This window comes from Streptomyces sp. NPDC045846, assembly GCF_056431605.1.
In genome coordinates, this window is sequence record NZ_JBWKKJ010000004.1 from 22,902 (window position 1) to 42,019 (window position 19,118).

Here is a 19,118-nt window from a genome sequence, read left to right on the forward strand (position 1 = left end):
GGAAGATAAGCAGCCCACGCCGTAAGCCCCTCGAACGGGGGAACCCGTCGATTCCGCCATCTGAGGCTCCATCAGAATCCGTGCCGGGGCGCGACGGTACGCCGAAGGGCCCGGCTCCGGAGAGGAGCCGAGCCCTTCGACGTACGGTTCAACGAGCGCCGCCGGGACGCCCAACTTGCTTACCTGACAGGGTAGTTGGTGCTCTAGTTACGCCTGCGGCCCGGACCGTGACCCCCACCCCGAGCCCTCGGCCGTCACTTGCCGCGGGTGGGGGGCTGGCGGGCGCCGCGGGTCAGACGCGGGCCATCACCCTGCCGCGTCGGTAGAGGACGCCCCCGCCGAGCACGAGAGCGACGGCTCCGCCCGCGGCCGCGAGGAGCGCGGGGTCGGACCCGGTGGCGGCGAGCTGCGGAACGGCGTGAGCGTGCGCCGAGGCCGCGGGAGCGACGACCCGAGGAGCGTGCCGCACCACGGGCGCCGGGTGCACGGCCGGGGCGTGGTGGACCGGGGGCGCCTGATGCACGGCCGGAGCAGCGGGCACCTGCGGAACCGCCCGAACCACGGGAGCGTGCGGGGCCGCGGGCGCGTGGTGCACGGGGGGTGCGTGATGCACGGGCGGGGCCTCGTGAACCGGGGGCGCCTTGTGGACGGGCGGGGCTTGATGGACCGGAGGCGCCTGGTGGACCGGGGGTGCCTCGTGGACGGGAGGTGCCTGGTGCACGGGGGGCGCCTGGTGGACGGGGGGTGCGTGGTGGACCGGGGGCGCCTGGTGGACCGGGGGTGCCTCGTGGACGGGAGGTGCGTGGTGGACCGGCGGGGCGTGGTGCACGGGGGGTGCGTGGTGAACCGGCGGGGCCTCGTGAACCGGGGGTACGTGGTGGACCGGAGGCGCGTGGTGCACCGGAGGCGCCTGGTGGACCGGAGGTGCGTGATGCACGGGCGGGGCCTGGTGGACCGGAGGTGCCTGGTGCACAGGGGGCATGTGGTGCACAGGCGGTGCGTGGTGCACGGGCGGAGCCTCGTGGACCGGAGGCGCGTGGTGCACCGGAGGCGCATGGCGGGTCGGCGGCGCGTGATGCACGGGCGGGGCCTGGTGCACCGGGGGTGCGTGGCGGGTCGGGGGTGCGTGGTGGACCGGCGGGGCGTGGCGCGTGTGCGGAGTCTCGGCCGACCCGGTCGCGCAGTGGTTGCCCATCGCCGGATTGAGCAGGCCGATGACGTTCACCGTGTTCCCACACGCCTGCACGGGCACGTCGACCGGCGCCGCCACGGAGTTCCCCGAGAGGACACCCGGCGAATCGCTCGTCACGGAACGGGCCTCGCTCGCGGCGGGCCGCTCGTGCCGGGGCCGGTACGCCTCCGCGTACTCCTCCTCGTACGAACGCCCGTACCCGGAGCCGTAGCCCCCCTCGTCGGAGCCGTAACCGCCCGCGTCGTCGGCCCGCTCCTCGGCGCGCTCGTCGGCCCGCTCCTCGCGGGGCGGCGAGAGCGTCTCGCAGTGGTTGCCGAAGGAGGGGTTGAGCGCTCCGACCGGGTCCACGGTGTTGCCGCACGCCTGGACCGGGACATCCACCGGCGCCGAGATCGTGTTCCCCGACAGCAGGCCCGGCGAGCCCATGGTCTCGGCATCGGTGCCGGCCGCCTGAGCGTAGGTGCCGCTCATCGAAAGGACGCTCGTGGCTGCCACGGCGGTGAACAGGGTCTTGCTGATGACCTGGCGCAATGGGCTGTCTTCCGTGTCGTGGGGGGTGAGAAAGTGGGGGAAGAACCGACTTTGGGGCGTGCGATGGGCACGCCCCAAAATCAGAGTGGAGAGTCCGGCTCTACGTCACTTGTTGACGCAGACGTTGCCGAACGCCGGGTTCAGCAGGCCGATGACGTCGATGGTGTTGCCGCAGACGTTGATCGGCACGTGGACCGGGATCTGGAGCAGGTTGCCGGACAGGACACCCGGGCTGCCGACGGCGGCACCGTCGGCGTTGGCGTCGGCGAACGCCGGGGCGGCACCACCGGCGGCGATGACCAGACCGGCCAGAACCGTCGCAGCCTTCATGTACTTCACGTGGATTTCCTTCCCTCAGTCAAAAAGTCGCGCAACCAGTCGTTGCTCACGGCGCGTTGCCAGAGCTTTCGCCCAAGGAGCCGCTGACGACTTGGTAACGATTTATTCCGGCAAAAGAAACCGAGGCGGAATCGCGCGGCTGCTTTCCTCACCCAAATGGCAGGAGGAACGGCTGTTCGCGCCACGCCTCGTCAACTCAGCCGTCCTGCGATACGCGCCCAAAGAACTCGGGCCGCCGCAGCCCGAACAGAGGACTGCGGCGGCCCGAGCGGCGGCAAGGACTCAGCTGCCGGCGGCGCCGTTGCCGGAGAGGACCGGGATGTCGTCCAGGATGTGCGACAGCGCCTCGTCGCGCTTGGCCTGGGTGGAGTTCTCGGTGCACTGCTGGGTCTGCGGCGAGGACAGGATCGGGATGTCCTGGACGCCGACGTTCACCAGGGCGACGAGGGACTGCACGTCGGCCTTGAGCGGGAGACCGATGCACGGCTTGTTCAGGGAGCCCTGGACGAGCGAGAGCTGCGGGCTCATGTCGCCGTCGGTCTTCGAGTTGCCGAAGGCCTGCTTCGCGCCGTTGCCGCTGAGCGACGTCGTACCGGAGTCGTTGCCGATGGCCATTGCCTGGGGGGCCAGCATGGCGGAGGCTCCGACAAGCGAAACGGCGGCAGCGGACGCGGCCATAACCTTCTTGAGCATGTTCTTCCCTTTTGTTGGTGGAGAGCACGTGCAGTACCGCGCCCATATCCACTGCGCCGTACTACTGCACGGTCAACTTCCCCGAACCGGTTTGGTTCCGCCACATCACCCGAACGGTTCCCAAAAAGGGGCCCTGACATTGCACCGGAAACACTCCGTCGGATCTCCATATAATCTCAACCCGCAAAGATGCACAGAACTTGTTCGGCCCTATTTTCGTACGGCCGAAAGAGTGAAGAGAAGAAACCGATCCGCCGTCCGGACGGTTGGTCAGGAGGCTCCGTCTGGGGCATCCACCAGAAAGGGACAAGCGTGATCAAGAAGGCTATGGCGGCAGCAGCCGTCGGCGTGTCCGCCGTCGGTGCCTCCGGGGCGATGGCGCCGCAGGCGATGGCGATCGGCAACGACAGCGGCACCACCTCGGTCAGCGGCAACCACGCGATGCAGGCGTACGGAAACTCGGCCACGTACGGCAACATGAGCCCGCAGATCGGCCTGATCCAGGGCTCGTTCAACAAGCCCTGCATCGCCCTCCCGGCCAAGGCCAACCTGCAATCCCTCGTCGGCCTGGTGAACGTCGGTGTCCAGGACATCCCGATCCTGTCCTCGCCGCAGACCCAGCAGTGCACCGAGAACTCCACCCAGGCCAAGGGCGACGAGGCGCTGTCGCACATCCTGAGCAACATCCCGGTCCTCTCCGGCAACGGCGCCACGCACAGTTGAGTTCTGCGATTTCAGGTCGTCCGGGCCGCTGTCAATCCCTTCGGTGGCCCGACGCCCTGATGTCCTCGGCCGGATCGCCAGCGCACTCCGACGATCCGGCTTTTTCGCGCCCGGCACCTCACGGGGCGACGTCGCGACCATTCAGTCCGGCCAGTGGAAACCGTTGACAAGCGCATTCCATTCCCAGTCGGGCCGGCCCGGAACCGTACGCCTTTCCGCGGCCCAGGAACGCACCAGGTCCGCGTAGACGGGTTCGGCCGCCGCCCGGCTCTCGAATCGTCGACGAGTGACCGGGACGAATGCCCCCCTGTGCCAGGCGCCCTGCGTTTCAGTCATGTCCTCACTATCGGTCCGTGGTCACTTCCTCATTACCACGGACGGGCGGAGCCGATTCCGCAATGCCCTGTCCGGGGGACACGGCGCAACCAAAAGAAGTTCTCACCGTTCTCTTCACAGATCCCCATCAATGGGTCAGACCAACAGGAGTAGACATGAAGAAGTTGTGGTCGGCCGCAGCCGTCGCCGCAGCCGTTTCCGGTGTCGCGATGATGGCAGCGCCGCAGGCGATGGCCATCGGCAATGACACCGGTACGACGTCGCTCAGCGGCAACGACGCCAAGCAGGCCTTCGGCAACTCGAAGACCGACGGCGACATGAGCCCCCAGATGACCCTGGTCCAGGGCTCCCTGAACAAGCTGTGTGTCGGCCTCCCGGCCAAGGCCGACGTGCAGTCCATCCTCGCCCTGGTGAACGTCGGCGTCCAGGACATCCCGGTCCTGTCCTCGCCGCAGACCCAGCAGTGCACCGAGAACTCCACCCAGGCCAAGCGCGACGAGGCGCTGTCGCACATCCTGGACGACATCCCGGTCCTCTCCGGCAACGGCGCGGCCGGCAGCTGAAAGACCGAGAACGGCCGGCCCGGGTGACCCGGGCCGGCCGTTCTCGTCGTCCCGCCCCTATTGGCGCGCTCAGCGCAGCGCCTCGTCGAGCAGCACCGCCCACTGCGCCACGACCCGCCCCCGCCGGGCCGCGTCGTCGGTGAGCAGGTTGGCCAGGCCCAGGCCGCGCGCCATGTCGAGGAAGCCCTGCACCGTCTCCCGTACGCCGGGCACGGACTCGTCGGCGGCCAGCAGTTCCACCGCGATGCGGTGCGATTCGCGGCCCACCCTCGCCTCCAGCTCGGTGACCCGCGCGTGCAGCTGGGGCTCGTTGGCGGCGGCGACCCACAGGTGCAGCGCGGCCCGGAACAGCGGGCCCGTGTAGAGGCCGACGAGGGCGGCCACGACCTCGCGGCGGTCGGTGCGGTCCAGGGCCCGCAGGGCGGAGGACCGCTGTTCGGCGACGTATTCGACGGCCGCCGTGAACAGGTCCTCGCGGGTGGGGAAGTGGTGCTGGGCGGCGCCCCGCGAGACCCCGGCCCGCTCGGCGACCACCGACACGGTCGAGCCCGCCCAGCCGTGCTCGGCCAGGCAGGCGACGGCGGCTTCCAGGAGGCGCTGCCGGGTGGCCCGGCTGCGGTCCTGCTTCGGGGTCTTCGGTGGGGTCACAACACCCATGCGGGGTCCCGTCGTTCGAGGAAGGCCGTCACTCCCTCTCGCGCCTCGGCGGAGGCGAAGAGGGACGCCGAGCGGGCGGTCAGTTCCTTGGACCAGCGGTCGAAGGTCTCCGCCACGGTAGCCGTGACCAGAGCCTTCGACGCGGCCAGGCCCTGCGGTGAGGACCTGCGCACCCCGTCGAGGACCGGAGCGAGGGCCTCGTCCACGTCGTCGGCGGCGAGCGTGACGAGCCCGGTGCGGGCCGCCTCCGCCGCGTCGAACCGCTCACCGGTGAGGTAGTAACGGCTCGCCGCGCGCGGGTCCATGCGGGGCAGCACCGGCATGGAGATCACGGCCGGGGCGAGGCCGAGCCGCGCCTCGGTGAACGCGTACGAGGAGCCGGGGCCGGCGACCGCGATGTCGCAGGCCGCCAGCAGGCCGAGCCCGCCCGCGCGGACGTGGCCGGTGACCCGGGCCACCACCGGCTTGGGGAGCTCCACCACGGCGCGCATCAGCGCCACGAAGGCCGCCGGGTCCGGCGGCGCCTTCAGGTCGGCGCCCGCGCAGAAGGTGGTGCCGGTGTGGGTGAGCACGACGGCCCGTACGTCCGGGTCCCCCGCGCGGCGTGCGAGCTCGGCGCGCAGCTCGGCGACCAGATCGGCGGACAGGGCGTTGCGGTTGGCGGGCGAGTCGAGGGCGAGGGTGGTGATGCCCCGGTCGTGGGCGGCCCGGACGAGTGTCATGCGCGGGCCCTTTTGTCTCGGTTCACGTGTGGTCCTTCTCTCGTCGGCGCAGTTCGCGCCGCAGGATCTTGCCGGACGCGGCCCGGGGCACGCTCTCGACGAACTCGACCCGGCGGACCTTCTTGTACGGGGCGACGCGTTCGGCGACGTACGCCATCACCTCGTCCGCGCCCAGGTCCGGCGCGATCGCCTGGCGTACGACGTAGGCCTTGGGCACCTCGTTGCCGTCCGCGTCGTACACGCCGATGACGGCCGCGTCCGCGATGGCGGGGTGGGTGAGCAGGAGGGCTTCCAGGTCGGCGGGGGCGACCTGGAAGCCCTTGTACTTGATGAGTTCCTTGACCCGGTCGACGACGTACAGCCAGCCGTCGTCGTCGACGCGGCCCACGTCGCCGGTGTGCACCCAGCCGTCCGCGTCGATCAGGGCGGCGGTGGCGTCGGGGCGGCCCAGGTAGCCCTTCATGACCTGGGGCCCGCGGATCGCGACCTCGCCCTCCTCGCCGGGTCCGGCGTCGCGGGACGGGTCGTCCAGGCGCAGGATGCGCATCTCGGTGGACGGCAGCAGTTTGCCGACCGCGCCGGGCGGCGGGCTGGGGGCGGACAGCGGGACGGTGTGGGTGCCGGGGGACAGCTCGGTCATGCCGTACGCCTGACGCACCGGCGGCAGCCCGAGGCGGGCCGAGCAGGCCGCCGCGAGGCGGGCGTCGAGCGGGGCCGCCGCGCTCACGACGTACTCCAGGGACGACAGGTCGTACCGGGCGACCGCCGGGTGTTTGGCCAGGGCGAGCACGATGGGCGGGGCCACGTACAGGCCGGTGATGCGGTGTCTCTCGATCGCGCCGAGGAACTGGTCGAGGTCGAAGCGCGGCAGCACGACGACCGTGGCGCCGCAGCGCAGCGGCGCGTTCATGAGGGCGGTCATGCCGTAGATGTGGAAGAAGGGGAGCACCGCGAGGATGCGTTCGCCGGGCACCATGGGGACCAGCGGGTGCAGCTGGGCCAGGTTGGTGGCGATGCTGCGGTGGGTGAGCATGACGCCCTTGGGTACGCCGGTGGTGCCCGAGGAGTACGGCAGGACGGCGATGTCCTCGCCCGGGTCGATGGGGACGTGCCGCTCGGGGGCGTCTGCGGTGAGCAGGTCGTGGACGATCGAGCGGTGCCCCTCGGCCCGGTCGCAGACGAGGATCTCCTCGATGCCGCCGACGAGTTCGGCGGCCCGGCGGGCGACGGACAGGAGCGGGGACACCGTGACGATCCAGCGCGCGGAGGAGTCCGCCAGCTGTTTCGCGAACTCCTCGGCCGTGCACAGCGGATGGACGGTGGTGACGGACGCGCCCGCCCGGCTTGCCGCGTACAGCACGACCGGGTAGAGCACCGAGTTGGGGCTGTGCAGGGCGAGCACGTCGCCCTTGCGCACCCCGGAGGCCGAGAGGGAGGCCGCCAACGTGCGGTGCATGGAGTCCAGTTGGCCGTACGTGAGCTGAGCGGCGCCGCTCGGTTCGGTGCCGTCGACGAGGGCGACGGCGTCGGGGTGGGTGGCGGTCGAGCGGGCGAGGACCGCCTCGTGGATGGGCTCGTCGACGAGGGGTACGTCGGCGTACTCGCTGCGGAAGATACGGGAGTCCATGGCGTCTCCTGCTGCGTCTCGGCGGGCTTGTGGAAGGCGCCCCGAGGGGCGCGCGGGGAGTCGCGCGACCGGAACACGGGCGGACCCGCGGCCGCATCGCACCACGCCCCGCCCGCCGCCCGGAACGCCTAGTACGACTTCGGGAGGCCCAGGGACTGGTGCGACACGTAGTTGAGGATCATTTCGCGGCTGACCGGCGCGATCCGGGCGACGCGGGCCGCCGTGATCAGCGAGGCGAGGCCGTACTCGCGGGTCAGGCCGTTGCCGCCGAGGGTGTGGACGGCCTGGTCGACGGCCTTGACGCAGGCCTCCGCGGCCGCGTACTTCGCCATGTTGGCCGCCTCGCCCGCCCCGGCGTCATCGCCCGCGTCGTACAGCGCGGCCGCCTTCTGCATCATCAGGCGGGCCAGTTCGAGCTCGATGTGGGCCTGCGCGAGGGGGTGCGCGATGGCCTGGTGGCCGCCGATGGGGAGCTTCCACACCTGGCGGGTGGTCGCGTAGTCGACGGCCCGGGCGAGCGCGTAGCGGCCCATGCCGATCGCGAACGCGGCCGTCATGATCCGCTCGGGGTTGAGCCCGGCGAAGAGCTGGAGCAGCCCCGCGTCCTCGTCGCCGACCAGCGCGTCGGCGGGCAGCCGCACCTCGTCGAGGACGAGCTCGAACTGCTTCTCCGCGGCCTGGAGTTCCATGTCGATCTGCGAGCGGTGGAAGCCGGGGGTGTCACGCGGCACGATGAAGAGGCAGGGCTTGAGGCCGCCGGTGCGGCCCGTCTTCTCGTCGGACACAGTCTCGGTGCGGCCGACGATGAGGGTGGCGTCGGCCATGTCGACGCCGGAGATGAACACCTTGCGGCCGGTGAGGACCCAGTCGTCGCCGTCGCGCCGGGCGGTGGTGGTGATGCGGTGCGAGTTGGACCCGGCATCCGGCTCGGTGATGCCGAAGGCCATGGTGATCGACCCGTCGGCGAGACCGGGCAGCCAGGTGCGCTGCTGCGCCTCGGTGCCGAAGCGGGCGATGACCGTGCCGCAGATGGCGGGCGAGACCACCATCATCAGGAGCGGACAGCCCGCCGCACCCAACTCCTCAAGGACGATGGACAGTTCGGCCATTCCGCCGCCCCCGCCGCCGTGCCGTTCGGGCAGGTTGACGCCGAGGTAGCCGAGCTTGGCCGCCTCCGACCACAGGGCCGCGCGGTCGAACCCGCGGCCGTGCCGGGCGCCGAGTGCGGCGACGGCGGCGCGCAGATCCTTGTTCTCCTGGCTCTCGATGACTCCGGTCATGCTGTTCGGGCCTCCTGAACGGATACGGAACGACGACTGCGGATCGGCTACGGGACGACCACGGCGAGCAGGGCGCCGACCTCGACCTGGCGGCCGGGGGCGGCGTGGAGCGCGGTGAGGGTGCCGTCGGCGGGGGCACAGACGCGGTGCTCCATCTTCATGGCCTCCAGCCACAGCAGCGGCTGCCCGGCGCTGACGCGGCACCCCTCCTCGACCCCGTCGGCGACCCGCACGACCACTCCCGGCATGGGGGCGAGCAGGGAGCCGGGCGCCACCAGGTCGCTGGGGTCGGTGAAGCGGGGGTGCGCGGTGAAGGCGTGGGAGCCTTCCGGGGTGTCGACGTAGACGCTGTCGCCGTACCGCCGGACGCTGAACTCCCTTATGACCCCGTCGATTTCGAGGCGCACGCGCTCAGGCCCGGCCGCGTCCAGACGGACCTCGGGATGACCGTCGGCTTCGAGGCCGTCGCGGGTGAGCCGGTAGCGGACCTCGTGCTCGCCGTACCGCTTCACCTGCGGCTGCGACGGTACGTTGCGCCAGCCGCCGCCGAACCGTCCGGCCCGGGAGGCGGCGTCGGCGAGGGCCGCGGCGAGGGCGGCGTACCGGGCGCCGGGGGCGGGTGCGGTGAGCTCGGGGAGGTTGCGGTCGTAGAAGGAGGTGTCGAGGCGGGGCGGGTCGGCCTGCGCGGCGCCGGGTGCCGCGGCGCTCCGGTGGCCCTCGGTGAAGTCGGGGTGGCGCAGGGAGCGTACGAGCAGGTCGCGGTTGGTGGCCGGGCCGTGGATACGAGCGCGTTCGAGGGCGCGGGCGAGGGTGCGGGCGGCCTCGGCGCGGGTCGGGGCGTGGGCCACGGCTTTGGCGAGCAGGGGGTCGTAGTGGACGCCCACGGCGTCGCCGCTCGCATACCCGGTGTCCAACCGCACGCCGTCGACGGCGAGTTCATGGACGGTGCCGGTCTGCGGAGCCCAGTCGTGGGCCGGGTCTTCGGCGTACAGGCGGGCCTCGATGGCGTGACCCCGGGGTTCGGGCGGCGTCGGCGGGAGCGCCTCGCCCTCGGCGACGCGGAGCTGGAGGGCGACCAGGTCGATGCCGAACACGGCCTCGGTCACGGGGTGTTCGACCTGGAGGCGGGTGTTCATCTCCAGGAAGTGGGCCTTCGCTCCGGCGACCAGGAACTCGACGGTGCCCGCGCCCCGGTAGTCGGTGGCCCGCGCGGCCCGTACGGCGAGGGTGTGCAGTCCGGCGAGGGTCTCGGGGGCGAGGCCGGGGGCCGGGGCCTCCTCGACGACCTTCTGGTGGCGGCGCTGGAGCGAGCAGTCGCGGGTGCCGAGGACCCACACCGTGCCGTGGGCGTCGGCGAGGATCTGCACCTCGACATGGCGTCCGCCCTCGATGTACGGCTCGACGAACACGTCGCCGTCCCCGAACGCGCCGAGGGCCTCGGAGCGCGCCGCTGTCAACTGACCGTCAACATCTGTCAGTTGACGGAGGATACGCATGCCCCGTCCCCCGCCCCCCGCCGTGGCCTTGATGAGCAGGGGGAGGTCGGCCTCGGTGACGTCCGCCAGGTCGAGGGGTGGCAGACCCATGAGTTCCTTGGCGCGGGTCTTGGAGGCCATGGCCTCGATGGCCTCGGGGGGCGGGCCGATCCAGGTCAGTGCGGCGTCGGTGACGGCCCGCGCGAAACCGGCGTTCTCGGACAGGAAGCCGTATCCCGGGTGCACGGCGTCGGCGCCCGACGCGAGGGCCGCCTTCACGATGAGGTCGCCGCGCAGATACGTGTCGGCGGGCGCCGATCCCGGCAGCCGTACGGCGGCGTCGGCCTCGCGCACGTGCAGGGCGCCCGCGTCGGCGTCGGAGAACACCGCGACGGTGGAGATGCCCAGGTCGCGGCAGGTGCGGAAGACCCGGCAGGCTATCTCGCCCCGGTTGGCGACAAGTACGGACTGGATCATGGCCCTCACATCCGGAAGATGCCGAAGCCGCCGCGCGCGCCTTCGACGGGGGCGGTGTGGATCGCCGACAGGCAGAGCCCGAGGACGGTCCGGGTGTCGCGGGGGTCGATGACCCCGTCGTCGTACAGCCGCCCGGACAGGAACATCGGCAGCGACTCGGCCTCGATCTGCTGCTCCACCATCGCGCGCAGCGCGGCGTCCGCGTCGTCGTCGTACGGCTGCCCCTTGGCCTCGGCGGAGGCGCGGGCCACGAGCGACAGCACGCCCGCGAGCTGCTGCGGGCCCATGACGGCGGACTTGGCGCTCGGCCAGGCGAACAGGAAGCGCGGGTCGTAGGCGCGGCCGCACATGCCGTAGTGACCGGCTCCGTAGGAGGCGCCGAGCAGGACGGAGAGGTGCGGCACGCGGGAGTTGGACACCGCGTTGATCATCATCGCGCCGTGCTTGATGATGCCGCCCTGCTCGTACTCCTTGCCGACCATGTAGCCGGTGGTGTTGTGGAGGAAGAGGAGCGGGATGTCGCGCTGGTTGGCGAGCTGGATGAACTGGGCGGCCTTCTGCGACTCGGCGGAGAAGAGGACGCCCTGGGCGTTGGCGAGGATGCCGATCGGGTAGCCGTGCAGCTCGGCCCAGCCGGTGACAAGGCTCGGCCCGTAGAGCGCCTTGAACTCGTCGAACTCGGACCCGTCGACCATCCGGGCGATGACCTCGCGCGGGTCGAACGGGGTCTTCAGGTCCTCCGGGACGATGCCGAGGAGCTCGTCCTCGGCGTACTTGGGCGGCTCCACGAGCCGTACCGGGTCCGGGTGCGCCTTCTGGTGGTTGAGGCGGGCGACGATGCGGCGGGCCTGGCGTATCGCGTCCTGCTCGTCGACGGCGAAGTGGTCGGCGAGGCCGGAGGTGCGGGCGTGCATCTCGGCCCCGCCGAGCGACTCGTCGTCGCTCTCCTCGCCGGTGGCCATCTTGACCAGGGGCGGCCCGCCGAGGAACACCTTGGACCGCTCGCTGATCATCACGGTGTGGTCCGACATGCCGGGGACGTACGCCCCGCCGGCGGTCGAGTTGCCGAACACCACGGCGATGGTCGGGATGCCCGCCGCGGACAGCCGGGTGATGTCCCGGAAGATCGCGCCGCCCGGGATGAAGATCTCCTTCTGCGAGGGCAGGTCGGCGCCGCCCGACTCGACCAGGCTGATGCAGGGGAGGCGGTTGGTGTACGCGATCTCGTTGGCGCGCAGGGCCTTCTTGAGCGTCCAGGGGTTGGAGGCGCCGCCCCGGACGGTGGGGTCGTTTGCGGTGATCAGGCACTCGACGCCCTCGACGGTGCCGATGCCGGTGACCATCGAGGCGCCCACGGGATAGTCGCTGCCCCAGGCCGCGAGGGGGGACAGCTCCAGGAAGGGGGTGTCGGGGTCGAGCAGCAGCTCGATGCGCTCGCGGGGCAGTAGCTTGCCGCGCCTTCGATGCCGGTCGGTGTACTTCTGCCCGCCCCCGGCAAGAGCCTTGGCGTGCTCCCCCTCCAGCTCGGCGAGCCTGCCCCGCATGGCAGCGGTGGCCCGACGGAACTCGGGGGCGGCGGGGTCGAGGGTGCTGGGGAGGACGGGCATGGGACGGCTCCTTTTTGGGATGGGGGTGGTGGGGATGAGGGGTGGGTGGGCCTGGTGGGGTGGGGGAAAGTCAGCCCAGCAGATCCACCGGCACCGCCACCTCCCGGCTCCGCAACCACTCCCCCACCCCCTTCCCCTGCGGATCGAACCGCGCCTGAGACGCGACGCCCTCCCCCAACAACCCCTCCACCACGAAGTTGAGCGCCCACAGGTTCGGCAGAAGGTGACGAGTGACGTTCAATTCACCAACTTCAGGCAGCAGTTGACGGAATTGGTCGACTGTCAACGCATGGGCCAACCACTCCCACCCCGCCTCCGACAACGCCCAGACCCCCACATTCACGTCCCCGCCCTTGTCCCCGCTCCGCGCCCCCGCCACCGTCCCGAGCGGCACCCGCCGGGTCGGCCCCGCCGGGGTGAAGGGCGGGAGGGGCGGCTCCGGGACCGTTGCCAGGGGCGCCGTACGGGCGGGCGGGGGGATCAACTCCCGTACGCCGTCCGCGTGGACCGCCACGTGCTCCACCGACCCCGCGTCCGCGTACACCGCCGAGAACACCCCGTACGGCGCCCCCTTCCCCGGCGGGGCCGTGACGTGGAAGCCGGGGTAGCTGCCGAGGGCGAGTTCGACGGCCGCGCCGCTCACGACCCGGCCGACCGCGTCCGGGTCGGTGTCGCGGACGACGAGCCGCAGCAGCGCACTCGCGCCCTCCTCGGTGGGCGCGTCGGCCCGGTCGGTGCGGGACAGCTCCCAACCAACCGTCAGAGGACGGGACTTGGCGCGCGCGAAGGCGTCCTCGACCTGCTCCCGCACCAGCGCGGCCTTCGCCTCGATGTCGAGTCCGGTCAGGACGAACACGACCTCGTTGCGCCAGCCGCCGATCCGGCTGACCCCCACCTTGAGGGTCGGCGGCGGCGCCTCGCCGCGCACCCCGCTGACGCGCACCCGGTCGGGCCCCTCCTGGTCGAGCCGTACGGTGTCGAGCCGCGCGGTGACGTCGGGCCCGGCGTACCGGGCGCCCCCGGTCTCGTACAGGAGCTGCGCGGTGACCGTGCCGGTGTCGACGAAGCCGCCGGTGCCGGGGTGCTTGGTGATGACGCAGGTGCCGTCGGCGTGCAGCTCGGCGAGGGGGAAGCCGGGCCGGGTGAGGTCGCGGCCCACGAAGAAGGGGTGGTTCCCGCCGGTGGCCTGGGTGCCGCACTCCAGGACGTGCCCGGCGACGACCGCGCCAGCGAGCGCGTCGTACTCCTCGGGCCCCCAGTCGAACCACCACGCGGCCGGGCCGGTGACGAGGGCCGCGTCCGTGACCCGCCCGGTGACGACGACGTCCGCGCCACCGCGCAGACAGGCCGCGATCCCGCCGCCACCGAGGTACGCGTTGGCGGTGAGCGCGCCCTCGGGGAGCGGCAGCCCGTCGCCCTCGACATGGGCGACCCGTACCGGAACGCCCACCCGCTCGCTCAACTCCCGTACGGCGTCGGCGAGTCCGGCCGGGTTGAGCCCGCCCGCGTTGGTGACGATGCGCACCCCGCGCTCGCGCGCGGTCCCGAGGCACTCCTCCAGCTGGCGCAGGAAGGTCTTGGCGTACCCGAGCCGCGGGTCGCGCAGCCGGTCGCGGCCGAGGATCAGCAGGGTGAGTTCGGCGAGGTAGTCGCCGGTCAGCACGTCGAGGGGGCCGCCGGTCAGCATCTCCCGCATCGCGTCGAAGCGGTCGCCGTAGAACCCGGAGGCGTTGCCGATGCGCAGTATTCGCCCGTCCTGGTTCATCGGGCGGCCTTGGGGGCGCGGCCGGGGCCCGCCGGGCCCGCGAAGGCCTGGGCGATGTCGAGCCAGCGGTCGGCGTCGGCGCCCTGCGCGCGTACGGCGGTGTCGTCGCGGTGCAGCCGCTGGGTGACCAGCAGGCAGAAGTCCAACGCGGGCCCGGTGACACGCTGTTGGGCGTCTTCGGGGCCGTACGTCCAGACGTCCTCGCCGTCCGGCGCGGTCAGCTCGACCCGGAACTCCTCGCCCGGAGGCGTCAATCCCCGTACGGAGAAGGCGTAGTCGCGGGCGCGGACGCCGATGCGGGCGACGTGGCGCAGCCGGTCGGTCGGCCTGCGGGTGCGGCCGAGGGCGTCGAACACGTCCTGGCCGTGCGCCCAGGTCTCCATGAGCCGGCCGGTGGCCATGGACGCGGTGGACATGGGCGGCCCGTACCAGGGGAACCGCGCCCCGGCGGGCGCCGCCCGCAACGCCTCCTGAAGCTGTACGCGGCCGTCCCGCCACCAGGCGAGCAGTTCGGCGGGCGGAAGCAGGGCCCCCGCCTCGGCCCCGTCGTCCACGAAGCTGTCCGGCGCGGCGACGGCCTTCTCGACCTCGGCCGCGAAGGCGTCGGGGTCGGTGACGGCGAGCAGCGCGGCGGTGTCGGTCCAGGCGAGGTGGGCGATCTGGTGCGCGATGGTCCACCCCGGCGCGGCGGTGGCCGTGCCCCACTGGACCGGGCTCAACTCACCGATGAGGACGTCGAGTTCACCCCCTTCGGCACGCAGGTCGTCAAGGACGGCGAGAACGGCGTCGGTTGGACCGACCGGTTCGGACACGGTGCGCTCCCCTCCGGGACAGCGGGCGTGCCCCGGAGCATGGCACCCCACCCAGAAACAAGCAAGCGTGCTTGCATTTATTTCCGGCCTTGGTTCGCCCGGCCCGAAGAGAGTCCTCGGCGGGACCCCGGGAGGGAGCCGCCCCGCCAACTCGGGCTCTACGGGCGCCCCCCCCAGCCCGCCATCCCACCGTTCAGGCCCCCGCGCTACGGCCGCCCCCGCCGAGGGAGCCACACCGCCGTCGGCCGGGGCTAGGCCGAGACCGTTCTGATCTGGGTCCGCACCGCGCCCATGCTCGCGCCGATCACCAGGGCGATGGCCAGGGCCTGGGGCCAGGACAGGGACTGGTTCAGGATGAGGAAGCCCGCCGTCGCCGCTATCGCCGGTTCCAGGCTCATCAGGATCGCGAAGGTGGAGGCGGGCAGGCGGCGCAGGGCCAGGAGTTCGAGGGTGTAGGGCAGGACCGAGGACAGGATCGCCACGGCCGCGCCCAGCGCCATCGTGGACGGGACGAGCAGGGTGGCGCCCGCCTGCGCGATGCCGATCGGCAGGAACAGGACGGCCGCCACCGCCATCGCGAGGGCCAGGCCGTCGGCCTGCGGGAACCTTCGTCCCGTACGCGCGCTGAACAGGATGTACACCGCCCAGCACGCGCCCGCCCCCAGCGCGTACGCCACGCCCACCGGGTCCAGGTCGCCGAAGCCGCCCCCGCCCAGGAGGACGACACCGGCGAGGGCCAGCGCGGCCCAGAGGACGTTGACCAGGCGCCGGGAGGCGAACACCGACAGGGCCAGCGGGCCGAGCACCTCCAGGGTGACGGCGACACCCAGCGGGATGCGGTCCACGGCCTGGTAGAACAGCCCGTTCATCCCGGCCATGGCCACCCCGAACGCGATCACCGTGCCCCAGTCGGCCCGCGCGTGCCCCCGCAGCTTCGGACGGCACACCAGCATGAGCACGACCGCCGCCGCGACGAGCCGCAGCGTGACCACTCCCGCCGCGCCCGCCCTCGGCATCAGCGTCACGGCCACGGCCGCGCCGAACTGCACCGATATGCCGCCCGCCACCACCAGCGCCACCGGTCCGAGCGCCGCCCGGCGGCCTGCGCGGCCCTCGCCCTTCAGCGCACCGGCGGCCTCCGGCACGGCGACGGCGGCCGCCGCGACCGGCTCCGCCGCACCCACGCCCTTGCCCGTGTCCACCGGTACTCCCCTCGAAGGTGTCATCCATCAGTTGGTCCACTTTGGTGGACCTGTTTGTTTAATATCTTGGACCTTACGTGCCGACTCCCGCAACCACCTTTCCGGCGAGCGGAATGAAGCACTCCATCCAATGTAAGCGGCGCCCGGCCGCTCTACCCCTCACCCTCCAGGCCCTCGGCCAGTACCTCCGCGAGGTGCCTCGCCCTGCGGCCCGCCAGCTGCGCCAGCTGCGTGCGGCAGGAGTAGCCGTCGGCCAGGATCTCCGTGCCCGGCGCGGCCGCCCGTACCGACGGGAGCAGCTGGTCCTCCGCGCAGGCCACCGACACCTCGAAGTGGCCCCGCTCGAACCCGAAGTTCCCGGCAAGACCGCAGCAGCCTCCGCTGAGCCCGCCCGTCAGACCCGCCTTGGCACGCAGGCGGCCGTCGGCCCCGTCGCCCAGGACCGCGTGCTGGTGGCAGTGGGTCTGGCCCGCCACGGGGCGGTGCAGGCGCGGCGGGGTCCAGTGCGGCGCGTACTCCTCCAGCGCCTCGGCGAAGGTGCGCACGGCGGCGGCGAGCCGGGCCGCTCTCGGGTCGGCGGGCAACAGTTCCGGCAGGTCCGTGCGCAGGGTGGCCGCGCAGCTCGGTTCGAGTACGACGACGGGCCGCTCCGCCTCGGCGAGATACGGCTCCATCGCGTCCAGGGTGTGGCCCATCACCACCTTCGCGCGGTCGAGCTGTCCTGTGGACACATAGGTGAGGCCGCAGCAGACCCGCCCGGCCGGGATCGCCGCCTCCAGGCCCGCGTCCGACAGCACCCTCAGCGCCGCATGACCCACCTCCGGGGACAGGTGGTTGGTGAACGTGTCCGGCCAGAGCGTCACCGCCGCCTCGCGCGGCTCCGGCCGCTTCCGCGTCCCGCGCAGGAACGTACGCGGCGCCAGGGCCGGGATCGTGCGCTCCGGCGCGATCCCCGCGAGCCGCTTCGCCAGGGCGGCGAGCGGGCGCACCCGGGCCGCCGCGTTCAGGGGGCGGGCCAGCGGGGCCGCCGCCCGCAGCCACTCGGGGAGCCGCCCGAGCGCGTAGTGCGCGAGGGGGCGGCGGCGCCCCGCGTAGTGGTGGTGCAGGAACTCCGCCTTGTACGTCGCCATGTCCACACCCACCGGACAGTCGCTGCGGCACCCCTTGCAGGACAGGCACAGGTCGAGCGCGTCCCGCACCTCCGTGGAACGCCAGCTGTCCGTGATCACCTCGCCCGCCAGCATCTCGTGCAGCAGCCGGGCCCGGCCCCGGGTGGAGTGCTCCTCCTCTCCGGTGGCGCGGAAGGACGGGCACATGACCTCTGCGGAACTCACGTGCTGCGTACGGCATTTGGCGACTCCGACGCATCTGCGCACCGCTGCCGCGAAGTCGCCTCCGTCGTGCGGGTAGCCGAACTCCACGTCCACCGGGCGCCTCGGCAGCACCTCGAAGCGCAGGTTCTCGTCGAGCCGGGCGGGCCTGGCCAGGATGCCGGGGTTGAGCAGGCCCTCCGGGTCCCAGAGGTCCTTGAACTCGGCGAACACGGCGACCATTTCGGGCCCGTACATCTTCGGGAGCAGTTCGGCGCGGGCCTGCCCGTCGCCGTGCTCGCCGCTGAGCGAGCCGCCGTGCGCGACCACCAGGTCGGCCAGGTCCTCGGAGAAGGCGCGGAAGCGGGCGACCCCGGCCGGGGTGAGCAGGTCGAAGTCGATGCGGACGTGGATGCAGCCGTCGCCGAAGTGCCCGTACGGGGTGCCGCGCAGCTGATGGGAGGCGAGCAGGCTTCTGAACTCCCGTAGGTAGGCGCCCAGTTGGGCAGGCGGAACCGCGCAGTCCTCCCAGCCGGGCCAGGCCTCGGTGCCGTCGGACATCCGGGTCGCGGTGCCGGCCGCGTCCTCGCGGATCCGCCACAGTGCGCGCATCCCGGCGGGATCGCTCACCACGGCGGTGCCGAGCGCGTCGCCCGCCCGCGCCAGCTCCTCGGCCCGGGACCGGGCCTCCGCCTCGGTCGCGCCGCCCGCCTCGACGAACAGCCACGCCGCGCCGCGCGGCAGCCCGGCATCGCCCCGGACCCGTACGAGATCGGCGGCCATGCCCTCCACGGTCAGCGGACGGTACGGGAGCAGCCCGGGGGCGGCTTCGGCGGCCGCACTCTCGTCGGCGTAGCCGAGCACCGCGAGGGCGCGGGCGCGGGGCACCTCCACCAGGCGGACCGTCGCCTCGGTGACCACCCCCAACGTGCCCTCGCTGCCGCAGAACGCGCGGGCCAGATCGGTCCCGCGCTCGGGGAGCAGGGCGTCCATCGCGTAGCCGGAGATGCGGCGCGGGAGGTCCTGGGGGTAGCCGGTGCGGAGGATCGACAGATGACGGCTGACGAAATCGCGTAGACCAACAGGCGCTGTCGAGTTCTGCCATCCCTGCGACAACCGGTGAAGCGTGCCCTGTGCGCTGACGACTGTCAGATCGCGGATGTTGTCAGCCGTCGTCCCCCAGCTGACCGAATGCGCCCCGCACGCGTTGTTGCCGATCATCCCGCCGAGCGTGCACCGGCTGTGCGTCGACGGGTCGGGGCCGAACGTGAGCCCGTGGGGCGCGACCGCGTCCCGCAGGGTGTCGAGCACAACGCCCGGCTGAACCACGGCGGTTCGGGCCGCCGCGTCCACGGAGACGAGGGAGCGCATGAAGCGGGTGAAGTCCAGCACGATCCCGGTCCCGGTGGCCTGGCCCGCGATCGAGGTGCCGCCGCCGCGCGGCACCACCGGCACCCCGTACGCCCGGCAGACGTCGAGCACCGCCGCCACGTCCTCGGCGTCGCGCGGCGCGACCACGCCCAGCGGCACCCGGCGGTAGTTCGAGGCGTCCATCGTCGTCAGGGCGCGGGCGGTGCCACCGAAGTCCACCCGGCCCCGCACCACCCGCGCCAACTCGCGCTCCAGGTCGCGCTCCCGTGCGCCGTCCGGCATCCGCACCCGCTCACGCCGTCGCCCGCGCTCCCGTGAACCGTCCGGTCGTGGGCCCTCGCCATCCGCCATGGGGCCAGGATGCCTCGGCACGGGTGTCCGCGCGGGTCCCGCACCGCGCGGTGCGGCCGCGTGTCCACCCACCGGTTCCGGCCCG

The 19,118-nt window shown here is 72.4% G+C and carries 15 protein-coding genes; 2 read left to right on the forward strand and 13 right to left on the reverse strand.

Annotated features, from left to right (window positions below; all coding sequences use genetic code 11):
- Positions 1 to 292 precede the first annotated feature (292 nt).
- From AC07F3_RS12355 to AC07F3_RS12365, 3 genes are all read right to left on the reverse strand, one after another.
- Complete coding sequence (locus AC07F3_RS12355) at positions 293 to 1,663, reverse strand: chaplin (protein ID WP_479113171.1); 1,371 nt, start codon at positions 1,661 to 1,663, stop codon at positions 293 to 295.
- A gap of 165 nt (positions 1,664 to 1,828) precedes the next feature.
- Positions 1,829 to 2,053: a chaplin gene (locus AC07F3_RS12360; RefSeq protein WP_114039837.1), complete on the reverse strand. Its 225-nt coding sequence runs from the start codon at positions 2,051 to 2,053 to the stop codon at positions 1,829 to 1,831.
- A 291-nt stretch (positions 2,054 to 2,344) separates the two neighbouring features.
- Positions 2,345 to 2,755 (reverse strand): rodlin, encoded by a 411-nt coding sequence (locus AC07F3_RS12365; RefSeq protein ID WP_479113173.1) that lies wholly within the window; start codon positions 2,753 to 2,755, stop codon positions 2,345 to 2,347.
- Positions 2,756 to 3,067: 312 nt separating this feature from the next.
- On the opposite strand from AC07F3_RS12365, the gene AC07F3_RS12370 reads away from it, so the two are divergent.
- Entirely contained in the window at positions 3,068 to 3,478 is a 411-nt protein-coding gene (locus tag AC07F3_RS12370; protein WP_479113175.1) for a rodlin, read from the forward strand.
- A gap of 491 nt (positions 3,479 to 3,969) precedes the next feature.
- On the forward strand, positions 3,970 to 4,377 hold the full coding sequence (locus AC07F3_RS12375; RefSeq protein ID WP_479113177.1) for a rodlin: 408 nt from the start codon (positions 3,970 to 3,972) through the stop codon (positions 4,375 to 4,377).
- 69 nt (positions 4,378 to 4,446) lie between these two features.
- Here AC07F3_RS12375 and AC07F3_RS12380 read toward each other — a convergent pair whose 3' ends face one another.
- The 10 genes from AC07F3_RS12380 to AC07F3_RS12425 form a co-directional block, all read right to left on the reverse strand.
- The gene (locus AC07F3_RS12380; protein ID WP_479113179.1) at positions 4,447 to 5,034 is read right to left on the reverse strand and encodes a TetR/AcrR family transcriptional regulator; all 588 of its coding nucleotides are present in this window, start codon (positions 5,032 to 5,034) and stop codon (positions 4,447 to 4,449) included.
- Positions 5,022 to 5,756, reverse strand: a complete 735-nt coding sequence (locus tag AC07F3_RS12385; RefSeq protein ID WP_479113181.1) for an enoyl-CoA hydratase family protein — start codon at positions 5,754 to 5,756, stop codon at positions 5,022 to 5,024. The genes AC07F3_RS12380 and AC07F3_RS12385 overlap by 13 nt, the downstream gene beginning before the upstream one ends.
- A 22-nt stretch (positions 5,757 to 5,778) precedes the next feature.
- Positions 5,779 to 7,383 (reverse strand): 4-coumarate--CoA ligase family protein, encoded by a 1,605-nt coding sequence (locus AC07F3_RS12390; RefSeq protein WP_479113183.1) that lies wholly within the window; start codon positions 7,381 to 7,383, stop codon positions 5,779 to 5,781.
- 128 nt (positions 7,384 to 7,511) lie between these two features.
- Entirely contained in the window at positions 7,512 to 8,663 is a 1,152-nt protein-coding gene (locus AC07F3_RS12395) for an acyl-CoA dehydrogenase family protein (RefSeq protein ID WP_479113185.1), read from the reverse strand.
- A gap of 47 nt (positions 8,664 to 8,710) precedes the next feature.
- Entirely contained in the window at positions 8,711 to 10,615 is a 1,905-nt protein-coding gene (locus tag AC07F3_RS12400) for an acetyl/propionyl/methylcrotonyl-CoA carboxylase subunit alpha (RefSeq protein ID WP_479113187.1), read from the reverse strand.
- A 5-nt stretch (positions 10,616 to 10,620) separates the two neighbouring features.
- Positions 10,621 to 12,222, reverse strand: a complete 1,602-nt coding sequence (locus tag AC07F3_RS12405; protein ID WP_479113189.1) for an acyl-CoA carboxylase subunit beta — start codon at positions 12,220 to 12,222, stop codon at positions 10,621 to 10,623.
- A 70-nt stretch (positions 12,223 to 12,292) separates the two neighbouring features.
- The gene (locus AC07F3_RS12410; RefSeq protein ID WP_479113191.1) at positions 12,293 to 13,987 is read right to left on the reverse strand and encodes an acyclic terpene utilization AtuA family protein; all 1,695 of its coding nucleotides are present in this window, start codon (positions 13,985 to 13,987) and stop codon (positions 12,293 to 12,295) included.
- Positions 13,984 to 14,799, reverse strand: a complete 816-nt coding sequence (locus tag AC07F3_RS12415) for a TIGR03084 family metal-binding protein (RefSeq protein WP_479113193.1) — start codon at positions 14,797 to 14,799, stop codon at positions 13,984 to 13,986. Before AC07F3_RS12415 ends, AC07F3_RS12410 begins: the two co-directional genes overlap by 4 nt.
- A 251-nt stretch (positions 14,800 to 15,050) precedes the next feature.
- Entirely contained in the window at positions 15,051 to 16,025 is a 975-nt protein-coding gene (locus tag AC07F3_RS12420; RefSeq protein ID WP_479113195.1) for an EamA family transporter, read from the reverse strand.
- A gap of 128 nt (positions 16,026 to 16,153) precedes the next feature.
- Entirely contained in the window at positions 16,154 to 18,964 is a 2,811-nt protein-coding gene (locus AC07F3_RS12425; RefSeq protein WP_479114028.1) for an FAD-binding and (Fe-S)-binding domain-containing protein, read from the reverse strand.
- Between the last annotated feature and the right edge of the window lie 154 nt (positions 18,965 to 19,118).

What these genes read in the sequence shown, in the direction of transcription:
- AC07F3_RS12355 (WP_479113171.1), bottom strand. Translation starts at nt 1,663, where the DNA reads ATGAGCGGCACCTACGCTCAGGCGGCCGGCACCGATGCCGAGACCATG.
- AC07F3_RS12360 (WP_114039837.1), bottom strand. Translation starts at nt 2,053, where the DNA reads ATGAAGGCTGCGACGGTTCTGGCCGGTCTGGTCATCGCCGCCGGTGGT.
- AC07F3_RS12365 (WP_479113173.1), bottom strand. Translation starts at nt 2,755, where the DNA reads ATGCTCAAGAAGGTTATGGCCGCGTCCGCTGCCGCCGTTTCGCTTGTC.
- AC07F3_RS12375 (WP_479113177.1), top strand. Translation starts at nt 3,970, where the DNA reads ATGAAGAAGTTGTGGTCGGCCGCAGCCGTCGCCGCAGCCGTTTCCGGT.
- AC07F3_RS12380 (WP_479113179.1), bottom strand. Translation starts at nt 5,034, where the DNA reads ATGGGTGTTGTGACCCCACCGAAGACCCCGAAGCAGGACCGCAGCCGG.
- AC07F3_RS12385 (WP_479113181.1), bottom strand. Translation starts at nt 5,756, where the DNA reads ATGACACTCGTCCGGGCCGCCCACGACCGGGGCATCACCACCCTCGCC.
- AC07F3_RS12390 (WP_479113183.1), bottom strand. Translation starts at nt 7,383, where the DNA reads ATGGACTCCCGTATCTTCCGCAGCGAGTACGCCGACGTACCCCTCGTC.
- AC07F3_RS12395 (WP_479113185.1), bottom strand. Translation starts at nt 8,663, where the DNA reads ATGACCGGAGTCATCGAGAGCCAGGAGAACAAGGATCTGCGCGCCGCC.
- AC07F3_RS12400 (WP_479113187.1), bottom strand. Translation starts at nt 10,615, where the DNA reads ATGATCCAGTCCGTACTTGTCGCCAACCGGGGCGAGATAGCCTGCCGG.
- AC07F3_RS12405 (WP_479113189.1), bottom strand. Translation starts at nt 12,222, where the DNA reads ATGCCCGTCCTCCCCAGCACCCTCGACCCCGCCGCCCCCGAGTTCCGT.
- AC07F3_RS12410 (WP_479113191.1), bottom strand. Translation starts at nt 13,987, where the DNA reads ATGAACCAGGACGGGCGAATACTGCGCATCGGCAACGCCTCCGGGTTC.
- AC07F3_RS12420 (WP_479113195.1), bottom strand. Translation starts at nt 16,025, where the DNA reads ATGACACCTTCGAGGGGAGTACCGGTGGACACGGGCAAGGGCGTGGGT.
- AC07F3_RS12425 (WP_479114028.1), bottom strand. Translation starts at nt 18,964, where the DNA reads ATGCCGGACGGCGCACGGGAGCGCGACCTGGAGCGCGAGTTGGCGCGG.